This is a genomic window from Streptomyces sp. NPDC004752 (assembly GCF_053601275.1).
Genome location: NZ_JBSGBN010000123.1, coordinates 14,853 through 29,594, shown reverse-complemented (window position 1 = coordinate 29,594; position 14,742 = coordinate 14,853). Strand labels below are relative to the sequence as shown.

18 protein-coding genes and 2 pseudogenes are annotated in these 14,742 nt (G+C 69.8%); 3 read left to right on the top strand and 17 right to left on the bottom strand.

Features of this window, described 5'->3' with window-relative positions; all coding sequences use genetic code 11:
* Positions 1-245: 245 nt before the first annotated feature.
* From ACWEKM_RS36250 to ACWEKM_RS36230, 5 genes and pseudogenes are all read right to left on the bottom strand, one after another.
* Positions 246-644: an ABC transporter transmembrane domain-containing protein gene (locus ACWEKM_RS36250; RefSeq protein ID WP_451625526.1), complete on the bottom strand. Its 399-nt coding sequence runs from the start codon at positions 642-644 to the stop codon at positions 246-248.
* Between the two features lie 28 nt (positions 645-672).
* On the bottom strand, positions 673-993 hold the full coding sequence (locus ACWEKM_RS36245; protein ID WP_451625525.1) for a hypothetical protein: 321 nt from the start codon (positions 991-993) through the stop codon (positions 673-675).
* A gap of 87 nt (positions 994-1,080) precedes the next feature.
* Positions 1,081-1,512: a helix-turn-helix domain-containing protein gene (locus ACWEKM_RS36240; RefSeq protein WP_451625524.1), complete on the bottom strand. Its 432-nt coding sequence runs from the start codon at positions 1,510-1,512 to the stop codon at positions 1,081-1,083.
* Positions 1,513-1,571: 59 nt separating this feature from the next.
* The gene (locus ACWEKM_RS36235; RefSeq protein WP_451625523.1) at positions 1,572-1,913 is read right to left on the bottom strand and encodes a hypothetical protein; all 342 of its coding nucleotides are present in this window, start codon (positions 1,911-1,913) and stop codon (positions 1,572-1,574) included.
* 302 nt (positions 1,914-2,215) lie between these two features.
* Positions 2,216-2,365 (bottom strand): annotated as a pseudogene (locus tag ACWEKM_RS36230) (IS256 family transposase); the annotation flags it as partial.
* Between the two features lie 314 nt (positions 2,366-2,679).
* Between ACWEKM_RS36230 and ACWEKM_RS36225 the strand changes: the two are divergent.
* On the top strand, positions 2,680-3,081 hold the full coding sequence (locus tag ACWEKM_RS36225) for a peptidase inhibitor family I36 protein (protein ID WP_451625522.1): 402 nt from the start codon (positions 2,680-2,682) through the stop codon (positions 3,079-3,081).
* Between the two features lie 70 nt (positions 3,082-3,151).
* On the opposite strand, the gene ACWEKM_RS36220 is transcribed toward ACWEKM_RS36225, so the two are convergent.
* The 3 genes and pseudogenes from ACWEKM_RS36220 to ACWEKM_RS36210 all read right to left on the bottom strand — a co-directional run.
* Complete coding sequence (locus ACWEKM_RS36220) at positions 3,152-3,592, bottom strand: HNH endonuclease family protein (protein ID WP_451625521.1); 441 nt, start codon at positions 3,590-3,592, stop codon at positions 3,152-3,154.
* Between the two features lie 343 nt (positions 3,593-3,935).
* Positions 3,936-4,676, bottom strand: coding sequence for an SRPBCC family protein (locus ACWEKM_RS36215; RefSeq protein WP_451625520.1), 741 nt, complete (start codon positions 4,674-4,676; stop codon positions 3,936-3,938).
* Positions 4,677-4,945: 269 nt separating this feature from the next.
* A pseudogene (locus tag ACWEKM_RS36210) lies at positions 4,946-5,542 on the bottom strand (ArsR/SmtB family transcription factor); the annotation flags it as partial.
* A 194-nt stretch (positions 5,543-5,736) separates the two neighbouring features.
* Between ACWEKM_RS36210 and dapA the strand changes: the two are divergent.
* The gene (dapA, locus tag ACWEKM_RS36205; RefSeq protein ID WP_451625519.1) at positions 5,737-6,639 is read left to right on the top strand and encodes a 4-hydroxy-tetrahydrodipicolinate synthase; all 903 of its coding nucleotides are present in this window, start codon (positions 5,737-5,739) and stop codon (positions 6,637-6,639) included.
* Positions 6,640-6,807: 168 nt separating this feature from the next.
* On the opposite strand, the gene dapD is transcribed toward dapA, so the two are convergent.
* The 3 genes from dapD to ACWEKM_RS36190 form a co-directional block, all read right to left on the bottom strand.
* The gene (gene dapD, locus ACWEKM_RS36200) at positions 6,808-7,797 is read right to left on the bottom strand and encodes a 2,3,4,5-tetrahydropyridine-2,6-dicarboxylate N-succinyltransferase (protein WP_451625518.1); all 990 of its coding nucleotides are present in this window, start codon (positions 7,795-7,797) and stop codon (positions 6,808-6,810) included.
* 138 nt (positions 7,798-7,935) lie between these two features.
* Positions 7,936-8,472: a TetR/AcrR family transcriptional regulator gene (locus ACWEKM_RS36195; protein ID WP_451625517.1), complete on the bottom strand. Its 537-nt coding sequence runs from the start codon at positions 8,470-8,472 to the stop codon at positions 7,936-7,938.
* Positions 8,472-8,792, bottom strand: coding sequence for a DMT family transporter (locus tag ACWEKM_RS36190; RefSeq protein WP_451625516.1), 321 nt, complete (start codon positions 8,790-8,792; stop codon positions 8,472-8,474). The genes ACWEKM_RS36195 and ACWEKM_RS36190 overlap by 1 nt, the downstream gene beginning before the upstream one ends.
* 551 nt (positions 8,793-9,343) lie before the next feature.
* On the opposite strand from ACWEKM_RS36190, the gene ACWEKM_RS36185 reads away from it, so the two are divergent.
* On the top strand, positions 9,344-10,234 hold the full coding sequence (locus ACWEKM_RS36185) for an AbfB domain-containing protein (protein WP_451625515.1): 891 nt from the start codon (positions 9,344-9,346) through the stop codon (positions 10,232-10,234).
* Positions 10,235-10,335: 101 nt separating this feature from the next.
* Here ACWEKM_RS36185 and ACWEKM_RS36180 read toward each other — a convergent pair whose 3' ends face one another.
* From ACWEKM_RS36180 to sufD, 6 genes are read right to left on the bottom strand one after another with little or no spacing between them, the layout of a single operon-like run.
* Entirely contained in the window at positions 10,336-10,671 is a 336-nt protein-coding gene (locus ACWEKM_RS36180; protein WP_451625514.1) for a metal-sulfur cluster assembly factor, read from the bottom strand.
* On the bottom strand, positions 10,668-11,135 hold the full coding sequence (gene sufU / locus ACWEKM_RS36175) for a Fe-S cluster assembly sulfur transfer protein SufU (protein WP_451625513.1): 468 nt from the start codon (positions 11,133-11,135) through the stop codon (positions 10,668-10,670). Before sufU ends, ACWEKM_RS36180 begins: the two co-directional genes overlap by 4 nt.
* A gap of 15 nt (positions 11,136-11,150) precedes the next feature.
* Positions 11,151-12,419, bottom strand: coding sequence for a cysteine desulfurase (locus tag ACWEKM_RS36170; RefSeq protein ID WP_451625512.1), 1,269 nt, complete (start codon positions 12,417-12,419; stop codon positions 11,151-11,153).
* Positions 12,416-13,180, bottom strand: a complete 765-nt coding sequence (sufC, locus tag ACWEKM_RS36165; RefSeq protein WP_451625511.1) for a Fe-S cluster assembly ATPase SufC — start codon at positions 13,178-13,180, stop codon at positions 12,416-12,418. The genes ACWEKM_RS36170 and sufC overlap by 4 nt, the downstream gene beginning before the upstream one ends.
* 10 nt (positions 13,181-13,190) lie before the next feature.
* A complete protein-coding gene (locus tag ACWEKM_RS36160) occupies positions 13,191-13,511 on the bottom strand; it encodes a non-heme iron oxygenase ferredoxin subunit (RefSeq protein WP_451625510.1) in 321 nt (106 codons plus the stop codon).
* A complete protein-coding gene (gene sufD, locus ACWEKM_RS36155) occupies positions 13,508-14,731 on the bottom strand; it encodes a Fe-S cluster assembly protein SufD (protein WP_451625509.1) in 1,224 nt (407 codons plus the stop codon). The genes ACWEKM_RS36160 and sufD overlap by 4 nt, the downstream gene beginning before the upstream one ends.
* Positions 14,732-14,742 lie beyond the last annotated feature (11 nt).

Sequence of the window (14,742 nt, the reverse complement as noted above, 5' to 3'; positions counted from 1 at the left end):
ACAGACCGTCAGGAACCAGCCGTTGCGACAGATCGACACCCACAAGCAGCAATGATGCCCCAGCTCACCACATCACCACGTGAGACATCCTCTTAGCGTCCCCACCCGGGTATGTGTAGTGAAGGTCGTACATCTCAAGGTCACCGGACAACCGCCCGTTTAACTCCACGCAGCCTGAGCGGGTTGGTCACTATTGGTTCGGTGCACAGCAGTTCGGGGATCCGGCTTGTTCCTGTCCTAGCGCGTTAGTATTCGTCGAACAGTTGGGAGGCGCGCTGGATGGGGCTGAAGAACATATCTGTGTAGAGCAGAAAGGCGACGATCCCACTGGTTGTGAGCGTCCCGTCGTTCACTCGGACCGCGCCTACGGCGAGGACCAGGGCCGTAGCCAAGTCGGGGAGAAACTCCACAAAGGAGAAGAACCTCGCCAGATAAAGCTGAGAGCGCATCTGTTCCCGGCGTTGCTGCTCAGCGGTCTCTCGGAAGGCTGCTGCGCGGCGCTGCTGCTGCCCCCGTAGGCCTGGGTGACACGCACGCTGTGTAGATCTTCCTTGAGCACCGTGTTGAGGTGGCCGAGCTGGGCACGTGCTCGGTCGTACTGGAGCGATGAAGCCCGCGTGTACGCCCAGCTCGCCGCGGCCCAAACGGGGGCGAGTGGGAGCAGCACCAACGTCAAGCAATATCGATGAAGAACGCCGCCTCGCCCGCGAGGAACAGTTCCGCAGGGAGCGTGTGGAAGCGCGGCAGACGGCCGTGCGGGGGCAGCAGGCGCCGGCACCGGCCCGTGCCGGGGACCAGCAGCCGGATCTGGTGCAGTCGGCCGGCCCGGCGGCGCCGGCGCCGTGCGAGCGTTGCGGACAGTCCGTCACCGGCCCGCCCGGCGAGTACTACAGCGATGCGGTCCCGTCCGAGGACGGACGCCACTGTCCCAGCTGCCGCACGGACCTTGCCCAGCAGCCCCCAGGGCTCCTGAAAGCCCTCTTCGGCCGCCACAGCCACACCTGAGTACCCGTTCTCCCAGCCGCGGAGGGGCTTTCTGGCGGCTCTGGGCCGACTTGGTGGCCGCAGGGCGACGGCCGGTCAGGGCTGTGCAGCAGTGTCGACGTCGCTGGCGAACGCGATGGACAGAGCAGGTACTTCCTGTGCGACGCGGGCAACGACAGCGCGGTGCCATGAGGCCGGGAACGCAATCTCCGGATGGGCAGCGTGGTACTCGGGGTCACCCCGGTAGGTGATCACCCCTGGGTCGGGCAGATCCATCAGCTGCTCGATGATGCCGCTGACGAACTCGCCCGTGCGGCGCTCAAGGTCCTCGATCTCCAGCCGGACCCCCTCGGGGATGGGGTACTTGCCGTATTCCCAGTGCCTGACGGTGCGAGGCGAGACGCCCAGGTGGGTCGCGAGCCAGTCCCCGGTAAGACCGAGGAACTCGCGGACGACCTTGAACTCCGCGGGCGTCATCCGCTCATCGCCGGGCATGCCGGGCGGGTCGGTGTAAGTCTTCTCGGGCATGTGGTTCTCCGTATACGGGGCTGCCCCGGCGGCGGGCCGGGGCAGCTGGGATGGGGCTGTCAGGCGTTGTCGGGGTCGTGACGGGCGACGATGGCGCCCAGGTCGATGCCCTCGATGAGGTCCTTGATGTCGAGTTCACCGTCCCACGAGCAGTCCTCGTCGTGGTATGGGCCGTAGAACTCGTCGCCACACAGGGACACCCCGTCGGGAAGGGCCTCGTTGATGGCGCCGCGGTAGTCGTCGGCCATCCGCTCGAAGGCGCCGGTGGACTCGACCCGCTCGACCCATTCGGCGTCGGCGCCGCCGATGTAGTCGGTGACGGTGGCTTCGACGCTGGTGTTCGTGCGGTCGCCGTGGTTACACCAGGTGCCGTAGCTGGTGGAGGGCGGGATGTACGCCATGATGGCCGGGTCCTTCCGGTGCGGGTCTGGGGCTGCTCCCCTGACCTCATGAACACAGTAGATTCCTAAAATAGGAAGCGCAAGGGGTGTGTCTTCGCCGACACCGCAGAACTGGAACCAACGTCGTGAGGCAGCACGCCTGGGCCTGATTGTGTCGGTGGGAAGCGGCAACGTGCGATGGTGAGTTCGAGGAACGCTTAAGAACTCCTAACAGAATGCTGTAACTTACCTTGGAATGCGGGGGCTTGATGGGTTGCTGGCCTGCATATGAGAAGAGGTGAGCAGTCGCCGTGGATCAGCTACTGCAACAGCCCGCCCTCGCCGGTCAGCTGCAAGCCCTCCTTCCGGGCCCGGTCAACCAGCATCGCGACGGGCTGTTCGTCCGACACCACACTCGACGGTGCCTGCCCCACCTGCTCAGCCTGCTCGTTCCCCACTGCGGTCTCCGTCATCAGACGCGTCTCCTTGATCATCAGATCCGCCATCTATTGGACACTTGCGGCCCTCGCGAGGCCCTGGCGTAGAAGGAACGGGTCCCATGTGACGGGCCGCGGTGAGAGTGCGCCGCCGGTGCCGGCGCTCACGCGGGGCGTACACCCCGCTGCGCTCCTCCGCTGGGGTGAACCGCAGCGGGGCGTACACCCCGCTGCGCTCCTCCGCTGGGGTGAACCGCAGCGGGGCGTACACCCCGCTGCGCTCCTCCGCTGGGGTGAACCGGCAGGCCAAACCGTCCTCCCGGCCGTCGGCACCCCGTATGCCTGATGTCATGATGAAGAAAGTGATGCGTGCTGCGGCCGTCGCTGCCCTGGCACTCTCTCCGCTGGCGGGTGTTCCCGCCTCTGCTTCCGAAGCCACCACGGCCGGTCGGGCTGCTATCGACTGTCCGTCCGGCTACGTGTGTATCTACCCGGAGATTGATTTCGGTGGGCAGCCGTGGGTGCGGCGGGCCGTGGACGGGGGTGTGAAGGATCTGCCGTCCTCGATCCGTGACCGCGGCAGCAGTATCCGCAACAACAGTGACCGCACTGCCCGCGTCTACGAGAAGCGGAACTACGCCGGCCGGTGGGTGTGTGTCACCCGCAGCGGCGGTTCCATCCACGATCTGCGTGGCTACAACCTCAACGACCAGACTCGTTCCTTGAAGATCAACCGCAACGGCTGCGGCTGAACGCCCCCGAGGCTCCTGCTGCGCGCGTTGAGCGGCGGGGGTCTCGGGCTTTCCGGCGTGCGATGGCGGGCTACTGGGCCAGGGTCACCGTGATGGGTTTGTCGGGGCAGGGGGCGAGTTCGCGGGTGAGGGTGTTGTGTTCGGTGGGGTCGATGCTCAGTGTGTACCGGGTCTTGATGGTGATCCAGTTGGTCAGGTATTCGCACCGGTACGGGATGTGGGGAGGGAGCCAGCCGGTGGGGTCTTTGTCGGCCTTGGACCGGTTGGAGGCCGCGGAGACGGCGATCAGGGCCCGCGTATCGGTGAGGTCGTTGGCGTATTCCTCGCGCTGCTTCGCGGTCCAGGCGGAGGCGCCGGAGTCCCACGCTTCGGCCAGGGGGACGAGGTGGTCGACGTCGAGTTTCTTCGCGTTGTCGATGTACTGGTTGTCGTAGGGCGAGTACCAGGTGCCTCCGGTGAGGGTGCAGTTGGCGCCTTGCCCGGGCTGGTTGACGGCTTCGGATTTCAGCACTTCGGCTCTGGTGTTGCAGCCGTCCTTGTCGGCGTCGGTCCAGTGCTTGAACTTGTCACGGGTGTAGCCGGTGCGGTCCTCGTCCTGGACGGGGAGCTGTGCGAGGGCGTCGCTGACGGGCAGGGTGATGGTCTCGCCGGGGGAGTGTCTTGCGGCGTCGGCAGGTGTGGCGGCGTGGGCGGCTGGGGGGAAGGGCAGGGCCGTGGTGGGGGGGGGGGGGGCGGTGGGGGGGGCCCCGGGGTGCGCCCGCCTCTTCGCCCGCGGGCCGCCACCGCCCGGGGGGCCCCGGCCGCGGGGGCCCCCCCCGGGGGGGCCGGGGCCCCCCCCCCGCGGCGCCGTCCGCTCAGGGCTGGCCGAACACCCCGTTCAGCCAGCCCTGCCAGGCCCTCTCGTTCGCCTTGGCATCGGCGTCCGGCGCGAAGTCGTGCACGGAGATGCCGACCGGCGCGCCCCAGTGGTTGCGCCCGAAGAAGCGGATCAGGGCGTTGTCGGTGCGCAGTCCGATGAAGTACGGGTTGCGGAAGTCGAGGACGGCGTCGACAAGCCGACCCTGCGGACCGTGCGCCTGCACGCGGGCGCCCTGCGCGGTGTCGTCGCCGAGGCCGAGGGCCCGGCCGACGGTGGTGAAGGCGTCGGCGGCCGTGGACGCCTCGGGCCCGTCGAAGGTGGCGAACGCCACCGGGCGAGGCGCGAAGTGGGCCAGATACTCGCGCAGGGTGTGCAGATAGAACTCGGTGTGCTTGCTCGCGCCGTCGTACTGGTTGTCCCAGTCGTCGACGAAGATGCCGCTGTGCACGTACCGCACCCAGGCGCGGCGGCCCTCGTCGCGCGGCTCGATGGTGTAGTCGAGCTGGTTGAGGGTCTGCTGGGGGATGCCCTCGACGTCCTCGACGCGGTTGGTGTAGCGGTGCGGCGGGTCCCAGGCGGTGATGGCGGACCCGAAGGGGCCGCGGCCGCCCACCCGGGGCTCCGGCGGCTCCATCGGCCACAGGTATCCCCCGGTGCCGGTGGTGACGGCCTGCCACACCTCCTCCGGGGTGGCGTCGACCTCAAACTCGCTGACGATCTCGAATTCCTTGGACATGGCGGAGCTCCTGATCACTGCGGATCCGGTTCCGGGGCGGAACGCTCCCGGACCGAGGCGTGGTCCCGGACCGGGCGGCGGTCACGGGCGGTGGTCCGGTCGTCGACCGGGGTGGAACGACCGTCGATCGGGGCGGAGCCGTCGACCGGGGTGGAATGGCCGTCGATCGCGGGCTGGTCGTTGACCACGGACTGGTCCGTGGTCACGGGCCGGTCATCGGCCGCGGGCTTGGCGTCGACCGCGGGCCTGGCGTCGACCGCGGCCTGGGCGTCGGCCGTGGGCTGGTCCTTGACCGTCGGGTGGACGGCGACGACGATCCGGTGGTCCCGGCCGCCCTCGGCGTCGGAGGCGTCGTATTTGCGGATGAGGGCACTCACGCCCGCCGTCAGCTCCTGGACGAAGGCCGCGCGGTCGGCAGCCGAGGCGAAGCGGACCTCGCCGTCCAGGGCATACGTCGCCAGCCGCTTACGGGCCTTCGCCGCGCCGGTGATCAGCGTGCCGACGTCCCGGACGAGCCGGGCGCCGAGCGCGAGCAGCCAGCGGGCGGACAACTGGTCCCGGAAGCGGTCCGGGTCGGGCTGTACGGCGGCCAGCGCGAGCGGGCTGATCACGTACGACGCCGCGGTCGCGCGCATCAGCCGCTCGGTGACATTGCCCTTGCGGCGCTCGCCGGCCAGCTCGACCAGGCCGTGCCGCTCCAGCGCCTTGAGGTGGTAGTTCACCTTCTGCCGGGGCAGCCCGACCCGGCCGGCCAGCATGGCGGCCGACGCGGGCGCGGAGGCCAACTCGGCGAGCAGCCGGGCCCTCGTCGGGTCCAGCGACACGGCGGCGGCCTCGGGGTCCTCGATCACGGTCACGTCCAGCATGCGCCCACCCTCCCACCGAAAACTTTTTTTGTCCAGACGATCGAAGTCGTCGGTGGGCGGACACGGCCGACCCGCGGCGCCGGGTCGGACCTGGGTCACCGATACGTGCGCCCCACCACTCCGCAGTAACGCTTACCAACACCTCGTAGAGGAATTAAGTGGAGCTACAACGTCGCCCTGCCGAGACTGAAGCCATGACGAACCCGGACCGCCCCGTTCCCCCCTTCGGCCGCGCCCTGTGCGCCATGGTCACGCCCTTCACCCCGACGGGCGCGCTCGATCTCGACGGCGCCGGACTGCTGGCCGAGCGGCTGGTGGCGGAGGGCTGCGACGGACTGGTACTGGGCGGCACGACGGGCGAGTCGCCGACCCTCACCGACACCGAGAAGGCGGAGCTGGTCCGGTCCGTGCGGGAGGCCGTCGGCCGACGGGCGACGATCGTCGCGGGCGTCGGCACCTTCGACACCGGGCACACCGTCGAACTGACCCGGGCCGCCGAGCGGGCGGGCGCCGACGGCGCGCTGGTCGTGACGCCGTACTACAGCAGACCCCCACAGGACGCGCTGGAGGCGCACTTCCGACAGGTCGTGGACGCGAGCGGGCTGCCCGTGATGCTGTACGACATCCCCGGCCGCACCGGCACTCGCATCGAGCCCGAGACGATGATCCGGCTCGCGGACCATCCGCGGATCGTGGCCGTCAAGGACTGCTCCTACGACCTCCTCGGCACCCAGAAGGTGCTGGCGCGCACGGAACTGGCGTACTACGCGGGCTGCGACGAGCACATCCTCGCCCTGTACGCGCTGGGCGCGGCGGGCTGCGTCAGCACGGTGGCGAACGTCGTAGCGCGCCAAGTCGCCGACATCCTGACGGCGTTCGACGCGGGCGACACGGGGCGAGCGGCCCGGCTCCAGCGGCGGGCCACACCCTTGATCGAGGCGACGACGGCGGCCGGTCTGCCCGGCACGGTCACCGCCAAGGCCCTCCTGAACGCGCTCGGCCACCCCGCGGGCCCGGTACGCCCACCCCTGCGCCCGGCCGACCCCGGGACCACGGCCCAACTACTGTCCCTGTACGAGGACTTCACGGCGACCTGAGCAGCCCCGAACCGACGTCCGGACACGGGCCCCGCAGAACCGCTCCGGCCGCCCGGGCCGCGGCCGACTCCGACGCGCGAGCGCCCCCGCGCCGACGACTCAGACGCGCACGGGCGTCCCCCCGCCCAGCGGCGGAAGGACGCCCGGTGACCGGCCAGGGAGGGCGGGTCAGTTGTGGCTGTGCAGGATCTCGTTCAGGCCGTCCCAGACCGCGTTGTTCGGGCGGGCCTCGACGGCGCCGGTGACCGAGTTGCGGCGGAAGAGGATGTGGGAGGCGCCGGAGAGTTCGCGAGCCTTGACGATCTGGCCGTCGGGCATGGTCACACGGGTGCCCGCGGTGACATACAGTCCGGCCTCCACGACGCACTCGTCGCCGAGCGCGATGCCGACGCCCGCCTCGGCACCGATCAGGCAGCGCTCGCCGATGGAGATGATCACGTTGCCACCGCCGGAGAGCGTGCCCATGGTGGAGGCGCCGCCGCCGATGTCCGAGCCGTCGCCGACCACGACGCCCGCGGAGATACGGCCCTCGACCATGGAGGTGCCCAGGGTGCCCGCGTTGAAGTTCACGAAGCCCTCGTGCATGACCGTGGTGCCCTCGGCGAGGTGGGCGCCGAGACGCACGCGGTCGGCGTCGGCGATGCGGACGCCCTTCGGCGCGACGTAGTCCGTCATGCGCGGGAACTTGTCGATCGAGGTCACCTGGAGGTGCAGGCCCTCGGCGCGGGCGTTGAGCCGCACCGTTTCGATGTCGTCGACGGCGACCGGGCCGAGCGAGGTCCAGGCGACGTTGGCGAGGAAGCCGAACATGCCCTCCAGGCTCTGCCCGTGCGGCTTGACCAGGCGGTGCGAGAGCAGGTGCAGGCGCAGGTAGACGTCGTGGGCGTCGATCGGCTTCGCGTCGAGGGAGGAGATGACCGTGCGCACCGCCACCACCTCGACGTTGCGACGGGGGTCGGGACCGACGGCCTTCGCGGCGCCCTCGCCGAGCAACCGCACGGCCTGCTCGGCCGACAGCGACTCGGTGCCGGACGGACCGGGCTCGGCAGCCAGTTCGGGCGCCGGGAACCAGGTGTCGAGAACGGTGCCGTCGGCGGCGACGGTGGCGAGCCCGGCGGCCACGGCGCCGGTGGTGCGAGGAGCAGTCGTGTCGGTCATGAGGGCAACCTAACGTGGGCGGGCCCGCACGGGCGAACCGGCGGCGAACCGTCTCAGGTACCGGTCGGCGAGCGGCGCCCGCCCGGCACCGAACCCCGAGGCCCACCCGTCGGGCCATCGAACCCCGAGGCCCATCCGTCAGGGAATCACCCGGGCCAGTACCTCCCGCGCATACCCCTCGTCGTACTCGCCTCCGGTCAGCAGGGCCTGAAGGCAGATGCCGTCCATCAGGGCGAGCAGGGCCCGGGCCGTCACCGGGTCGGTCCGGGTGGCCAGCCGTTGTGCCGTCTCCTGTGTCCACTCCGCGGCCACCGGCCGCAGCGCGGGACGTCGCAGGGCCGCCAGATACAGCTCGTACTCCAGCTCGACGCTCGTGCGGTCGCCGCCCAGCCACTGACCCAGCACCCGTGCGAGCCCGGCCGCGAGGTCGCCCTCGGTGTCGTCCGGCACACCGCTGCCGACCAGCACCCCGGCAAACCCCTCGTTGGCCTGCCGCAGCGCCGCGACGAGCAGTTCGTCGAGCGTGGCGAAGTGGTACGTCGTGGAGCCGAGCGGGACGTCCGCCTCGGCCGCGACGGTCCGGTGGCTCAGCCCCGCGATGCCCTTCTCCCCGACGACCCGGATCGCCGCGTCGATGATCCGCTGCCGTCGGTCCGGGTCGTGGCGCCGGGCCATCAGTGCGCGCCGCCCAGGTTCAGGACCACGACGCCGCCGATGATCAGCAGCAGCCCGGCGATCTTCATCGCGGTCAGCCCCTCCCCGAACAGCAGCAGACCGAGCACCGCCATGGCCGCGGTGCCGACCCCGGACCAGATCGCGTACGCCGTGCCGATCGACAGGCTCTTCAGGGTCTGGGCGAGCAGGACGAAGGAGACGAGATAGCCGAGTGCGGTCAGCAGCGCGGGCCCCGGCCTGCTGAAGCCGTCGCTGTACTTCATCGCGGTGGTGGCGGTCACCTCGGCCGCTATGGCTCCGAAGAGCAGCAGATACCCCATGTGTACGAGCGTACATAGCGGTTCGTACGGCCGACACCCCGGCCACGGGGTCGGCTCCCGCACGCTGATCGGACTCCCATTCTGTTCGCAACTCTAAGGCGGCGGGCCCGGGGCCGACGGAGACCGGGCCGGACTCATGCAGCCGGGTCAGCACGCGCCGCTCGGCACGGACCGCGGCGCCCCACCGAGACACGACGACACCGAGACACGGCGGCAGCACGGGAGTTGGCCGCCCCTGGCCGGTCCCAGGTCCTCCCCTGCGACGTGGACCGCCTTGTCCGCGCCCATCGACACACCCCGGCCGGCTCATCCCCGCGCCGGACCAGCTTGCCCCCAACTCGGCTCCGTACGGCACTATTTGATGTAGCGTCAGTGCCTTCGCCGACTGCGGATGTGACATCCCGTCGGCGTCCGCGGCGGGTGCCATCGCGGAGAAACCGCTCGCTGAAACGGTCCCCGCCGGCCCTCCGGCTCCACTAGTGTTTCACCCCTCAATCACCCCGCCCCCACATCCCCGGCCGCCGCTCAGGGCGCCGCTGGAGGAACAGCGCATGCCACAAACCACCCCCCGATCACCGCGGCACCCGTCCTGGGAGCACGGCTGGTCCCCCGACGCCTCCCGGACACCGGGAACCCGAAGACTCTGGCTGGCCGGCGGGCTGGCCACGGCCACGGTCGTGGCCTGCCTGACGGCGATATCCGTCGACCGGCCGACCGGTGACGAGTCGTCGGCGCAGGTGCGGTCCGAGGCACCCACGGACGCCGCCCCCGGGCTGCTCTCCTTCGCCTCGCCCTCGCCGAGTACGACGGCACCGCCGCACGGCGACAGCGGCCCGACGTCGACCACGACCACCGCCGCCACGCCCGACACCCCCGCACACCACGACGGCCCGCGGGCCGCTGCGTCCCCCTCGGCCCCCTCGGCCCCCTCGTCACCCTCGTCCGCCTCGGCCCGCCCGCCCAGATCCGGCGCGGCGCACGGCGCCGCGCACGGCGGCTCGTCCGGCACCTCGGAAGACTCTCCGGCGCTGCGGTCCGTCCGCTCGGTGAACTACCCCGACCGCTACTGGCATGTCAGCGGCGGCCTGGTGAAGCTCGATCCCGTCGGCTCGCCCGCGGACCGCCGGGCCGCCACCTTCCGACTGGTCGGCGGCCTGGCCGACGGCTCCTGCTACTCGTTCACCACGGCCGACGGCGCCTATGCGCGCCACCGCTCCTTCGTACTGCGCGCCGAACGCGACGACGGCTCGGCGCTGTTCCGCAAGGACGCCACCTTCTGCCCGCGCCCCGCGGCCCACCCCGGCGCGGTCGTGCTGGAGTCGGTGAACTACCCGGGCCGCTTTCTGCGCCACCAGGACTTCCAGCTCAAGCTGGACCCGTACCAGGACACCGACCTGTACCGCGCGGACTCGGCGTTCCGCCTCCAGCGCGCGCTGAGCTGACCGACCGGCCCCGCCCACACGAACGGCGGCACCCTTAAGGGGTGCCGCCGTACGCTTGCGCACACCACGCGGACAAAGCGCGGCAGGGACTCGGCAGGGACTCAGACGTTGAACCCGAGCGCCCGCAGCTGCTCGCGGCCGTCGTCCGTGATCTTGTCGGGGCCCCACGGGGGCATCCAGACCCAGTTGATCCGCAGCTCGTCGACGAGGCCGTCCGTGGCGGACTTGGCCTGGTCCTCGATGACGTCCGTCAGCGGACACGCCGCCGACGTCAGGGTCATGTCGACGGTGGCGATATTGGCCGACTCGTCGATGTGGATGCCGTAGATCAGGCCGAGGTTGACGACGTCGATGCCCAACTCGGGGTCCACGACGTCCATCAGGGCCTCGCGGAGCTCGTCCTCCGAGACCGGCTTCATCTCCACGGTGTCGCTCATGCCGTCTTCCTTTCGGCGTCGGCTCCGCCCAGCGCCTGGGCCGTCGCGTCCTTCCACGCCATCCAGCTCAGGAGGGCGCACTTGACCCGGGCCGGGTACTTGGAGACACCGGCGAACGCAACCGCGTCCTCCAGGACCTCCTCCATCGCGTCGTCGGGCTCGATCCGGCCCTTGGACTGCATCAGCTCCAGAAAGGTCTCCTGGATCTTCTGCGCCTCGGCCAGCTCCTTGCCGACGAGGAGGTCGTTCAGCACGGAGGCCGATGCCTGGCTGATGGAGCAGCCCTGGCCCTCGTACGAGACGTCCTCGATCGTCGTTCCGTCGTACTTCACGCGAAGGGTGATCTCGTCACCGCACGTCGGGTTCACATGGTGCACCTCGGCGTCGCCATCCCTCAGACCACGCCCGTGCGGGTTCTTGTAGTGGTCCAGGATGACTTCCTGGTACATGGAGTCCAGCTTCACCTGTCAGCACGCCCCTCAGCCGAAGAAGTTCCGTACGTGCTCCAGTCCGTCGACCAGAGCGTCGATCTCGGCCGGCGTGGAGTACAGATAGAACGACGCTCGCGTGGTCGCGGGAATTCCGTAGCGGAGGCAGACGGGTCGCGCGCAGTGGTGTCCCACGCGTACCGCGAGGCCCAGCTCGTCGAGGACCTGTCCCACGTCGTGCGGGTGGATGTCACCGAGTGTGAAGGAGATCGCCGCGCCCCGGTCCTCGGCCGTGGCCGGACCGATGATCTTCAGGCCCGGGACCTCGCCCAGCCGCTTCACCGCGTACTCGGTGAGCGCGTGCTCATGGGCGAGAACCTTGTCCATGCCGATCGCGGTGAGGTAGTCGATCGCCGCGCCGAGACCGACCGCCTGCGCGATCGGCGGGGTGCCCGCCTCGAACTTGTGCGGGGCGGGAGCGTACGTGGACGAGTGCATCGACACCGTCTCGATCATCTCGCCGCCGCCGAGGAAGGGAGGCAGGTCCTCCAGCAGCTCCTGGCGGCCCCACAGCACGCCGATGCCGGTCGGGCCGCACATCTTGTGGCCGGTGAAGGCCACGAAGTCGGCCTGCAGCGCCTGCACGTCCAGCGGCATGTGCGGGGCGGCCTGGGAGGCGTCGATGCAGACCAGGGCGCCGACCTCCTGGGCGCGGCGCACTATCGCCTCGACCGGGTTGACCGTGCCCAGGATGTTGGAGACCAGCACAAAGGAGACGATCTTCGTCTTCTCGGTGATGATCTCCTCGATGCCGGACAGGTCGAGCCGTCCGTCGTCGGTGAGGCCGAACCACTTCAGCTTCGCGCCCGTGCGCTGCGACAGCAGCTGCCACGGGACGATGTTGGAGTGGTGCTCCATCTCGGTGATGACGATCTCGGTGTCGTGGTCCACCCGGTACGGCTCGTCGGCCCAGCCGAGCATGTTCGCCACGAGGTTCAGCGACTCGGAGGCGTTCTTGGTGAAGATCACCTCGTCGCGGCTGGGGGCGTTGATGAACTCCGCGACCTTGTCGCGCGCGCCCTCGTACAGCGCCGTGGCCTCCTCGGCGAGCACATGCACACCGCGGTGGACGTTGGCGTTGTGGCGCTCGTAGTACTCGCTCAGGGCGTCCAGCACCTGGCGCGGCTTCTGCGAGGTCGCCGCGTTGTCCAGGTACACGAGCTTCTTGCCGTCGTGGACCAGCCGGTCCAGGACGGGGAAGTCCTTGCGGATCGCCTCGGTGTCGAGGAGGCCGGGGAGCCCATGGCGGGACGGTGTCACGCGGATGCGCCACCCTTCACATATGCCTCGTAGCCCTCGTTCTCCAGCTTGTCCGCCAGCTCGGGGCCGCCGGACTCGGCGATCCGGCCGTCGGCGAACACATGGACGTGGTCGGGCTTGATGTAGCGCAGAATGCGCGTGTAGTGCGTGATCAGCAGGGTGCCGACCTCGCCGCTCTCGTGGACGCGGTTCACGCCCTCCGAGACGATCCGCAGGGCGTCGACGTCCAGACCCGAGTCGGTCTCGTCGAGGATCGCGATCTTCGGCTTGAGCAGCTCCAGCTGGAGGATCTCGTGGCGCTTCTTCTCGCCGCCGGAGAAGCCCTCGTTGACGTTGCGCTCGGCGAAGGACGGGTCCATGTGGAGCCGTTCCATGGTCTCCTTGACCTCCTTCACCCAGGTACGCAGCTTGGGCGCCTCGCCGCGGATCGCGGTGGCGGAGGAGCGCAGGAAGTTGGAGACCGAGACGCCGGGGACCTCGACCGGGTACTGCATCGCCAGGAACAGGCCCGCGCGGGCGCGCTCGTCGACGGTCATCTCCAGGACGTCCTCACCGTCGAGCAGGACGCTGCCACCGGTGATCGTGTACTTCGGGTGGCCCGCGAGCGAGTAGGCAAGGGTCGACTTGCCCGAGCCGTTGGGGCCCATGATGGCGTGCGTCTCGCCCTGCTTCACGATGAGGTCGACGCCTTTGAGGATCTCCTTCGTGGCGTTGTCGGCCTCGACGGTGACATGCAGGTCTCGAATTTCAAGCGTTGCCATGGGTGCCCTCTCAGGACTCCTGGGTGAGGGAGACGAGCACGTCGTCCCCTTCGATCTTTACGGGGTATACGGGGACGGGGCGCGTCGCGGGCAGGGCGTCGGGCTTTCCCGAGCGGAGGTCGAAGCGCGAGCCGTGCAGCCAGCACTCGATGTGGCAGTCGTCGACCTCGCCCTCGGAGAGCGAGACATTGGCGTGCGAGCAGATGTCGTTGATCGCGAACACCTCGCCCTCGGTCCTGACGACCGAGATCGGCGTGCTGTCGATCTCCACCCGCTTCGGGGTGTCCTCCGTCAGCTCGCTCAGCCCACAGACGCGTACGAAGGCGCTCATGCGACCGACGCCTCCAGCTCCTCTTCGATCTTCGCGAGAAGACGCTCCTCGATGTCCGCGACGCCGATCTGCTGGACCAGCTCGGCGAAGAAGCCACGGACCACCAGGCGGCGGGCCTCGCGCTCGGGGATACCGCGGGCCATCAGGTAGAAGAGCTGCTCGTCGTCGAAGCGGCCGGTGGCGGAGGCGTGGCCGGCACCGACGATCTCGCCGGTCTCGATCTCCAGGTTCGGCACCGAGTCGACGCGGGCGCCGTCGGTCAGCACCAGGTTCCGGTTCATCTCGTAGGTGTCGGTGCCCTCGGCCTTGGCCTCGATCAGGACGTCGCCGATCCACACCGCGTGCGCGTCGTCGCCCTGGAGCGCGCCCTTGTAGGCGACGTTCGACTTGCAGTGCGGGGTGTTGTGGGTGACCAGGAGGCGGTGCTCCTGGTGCTGGCCGGCATCCGTGAAGTACAGGCCGTACAGTTCGGCCTCGGCGCCGGGGCCCGCGTAGGTGACGCGCGGGTGCAGCCGTACGACATCGCCGCCGAAGGTGACCACGACCGATTTGAAGGAGGCGTCCCGGCCGACGAGGGCGTTGTGCTGCGCCACGTGCACGGCCTTGTCGTCCCAGTCCTGGACGGAGACGACGGTCAGCTGGGCGCCGTCGCCGAGCACAAAGTCGACGTTGGCGGCGAGCACCGCGTCACCGGTGTGGTCGATGACCACGACGGCCTGCGCGAAGGCGCCCAGCTCGATGATCTGCTGGCCGAAGGCGGTGCCGCCCTCGCCGTGCACGGTGATGCGAATCGGCTCGGTGAGGACGGTCTCCTTCGGGACGGTCACCACCGATGCCTTCTCGAAGGCCGAGTACGCCTGGGCGGCGACGCGGTCCACCGGAGTGCCCGCACGGCCGAGCCGCGCGTCGTCACGCCCGACGGTCTCGGCGGTGACGCCGTCGGGGGCCTGGACGTCCACCCGCACACCGCCGCCGGTGGCGACCGCGCTGCCGTCGTGCAGGCCGCGCAGCCGCTCCAGCGGGGTGAAGCGCCACTCCTCCTCGCGGCCGTGCGGCACCGGGAAGTCCGCCACGTCGAAGGAGGGCGGCGCGCTCATGCGCGTGGCGACGGTCGACTCGGCGGCCACCGCGATCTGGCCGGAGGTGGTGGAGCCCACCGGTGGGGGTCCCCCCGGTCCGAGCGAAGTCGAGAACGTGGGGGAAGTCTGGGCCTCAGCCATGGCTGTCGTAT

Bases quoted from the DNA above. Each gene is read 5' to 3' on its own strand.
- ACWEKM_RS36190 (WP_451625516.1), bottom strand. From the start codon at position 8,792: ATGGGGTATCTGCTGCTCTTCGGAGCCATAGCGGCCGAGGTGACCGCC.
- ACWEKM_RS36215 (WP_451625520.1), bottom strand. From the start codon at position 4,676: ATGTCCAAGGAATTCGAGATCGTCAGCGAGTTTGAGGTCGACGCCACC.
- ACWEKM_RS36185 (WP_451625515.1), top strand. From the start codon at position 9,344: ATGCCACAAACCACCCCCCGATCACCGCGGCACCCGTCCTGGGAGCAC.
- ACWEKM_RS36225 (WP_451625522.1), top strand. From the start codon at position 2,680: ATGATGAAGAAAGTGATGCGTGCTGCGGCCGTCGCTGCCCTGGCACTC.
- ACWEKM_RS36240 (WP_451625524.1), bottom strand. From the start codon at position 1,512: ATGCCCGAGAAGACTTACACCGACCCGCCCGGCATGCCCGGCGATGAG.
- ACWEKM_RS36235 (WP_451625523.1), bottom strand. From the start codon at position 1,913: ATGGCGTACATCCCGCCCTCCACCAGCTACGGCACCTGGTGTAACCAC.
- sufC (WP_451625511.1), bottom strand. From the start codon at position 13,180: ATGGCAACGCTTGAAATTCGAGACCTGCATGTCACCGTCGAGGCCGAC.
- dapA (WP_451625519.1), top strand. From the start codon at position 5,737: ATGACGAACCCGGACCGCCCCGTTCCCCCCTTCGGCCGCGCCCTGTGC.
- ACWEKM_RS36195 (WP_451625517.1), bottom strand. From the start codon at position 8,472: ATGGCCCGGCGCCACGACCCGGACCGACGGCAGCGGATCATCGACGCG.
- ACWEKM_RS36180 (WP_451625514.1), bottom strand. From the start codon at position 10,671: ATGAGCGACACCGTGGAGATGAAGCCGGTCTCGGAGGACGAGCTCCGC.
- sufD (WP_451625509.1), bottom strand. From the start codon at position 14,731: ATGGCTGAGGCCCAGACTTCCCCCACGTTCTCGACTTCGCTCGGACCG.
- dapD (WP_451625518.1), bottom strand. From the start codon at position 7,797: ATGACCGACACGACTGCTCCTCGCACCACCGGCGCCGTGGCCGCCGGG.
- ACWEKM_RS36160 (WP_451625510.1), bottom strand. From the start codon at position 13,511: ATGAGCGCCTTCGTACGCGTCTGTGGGCTGAGCGAGCTGACGGAGGAC.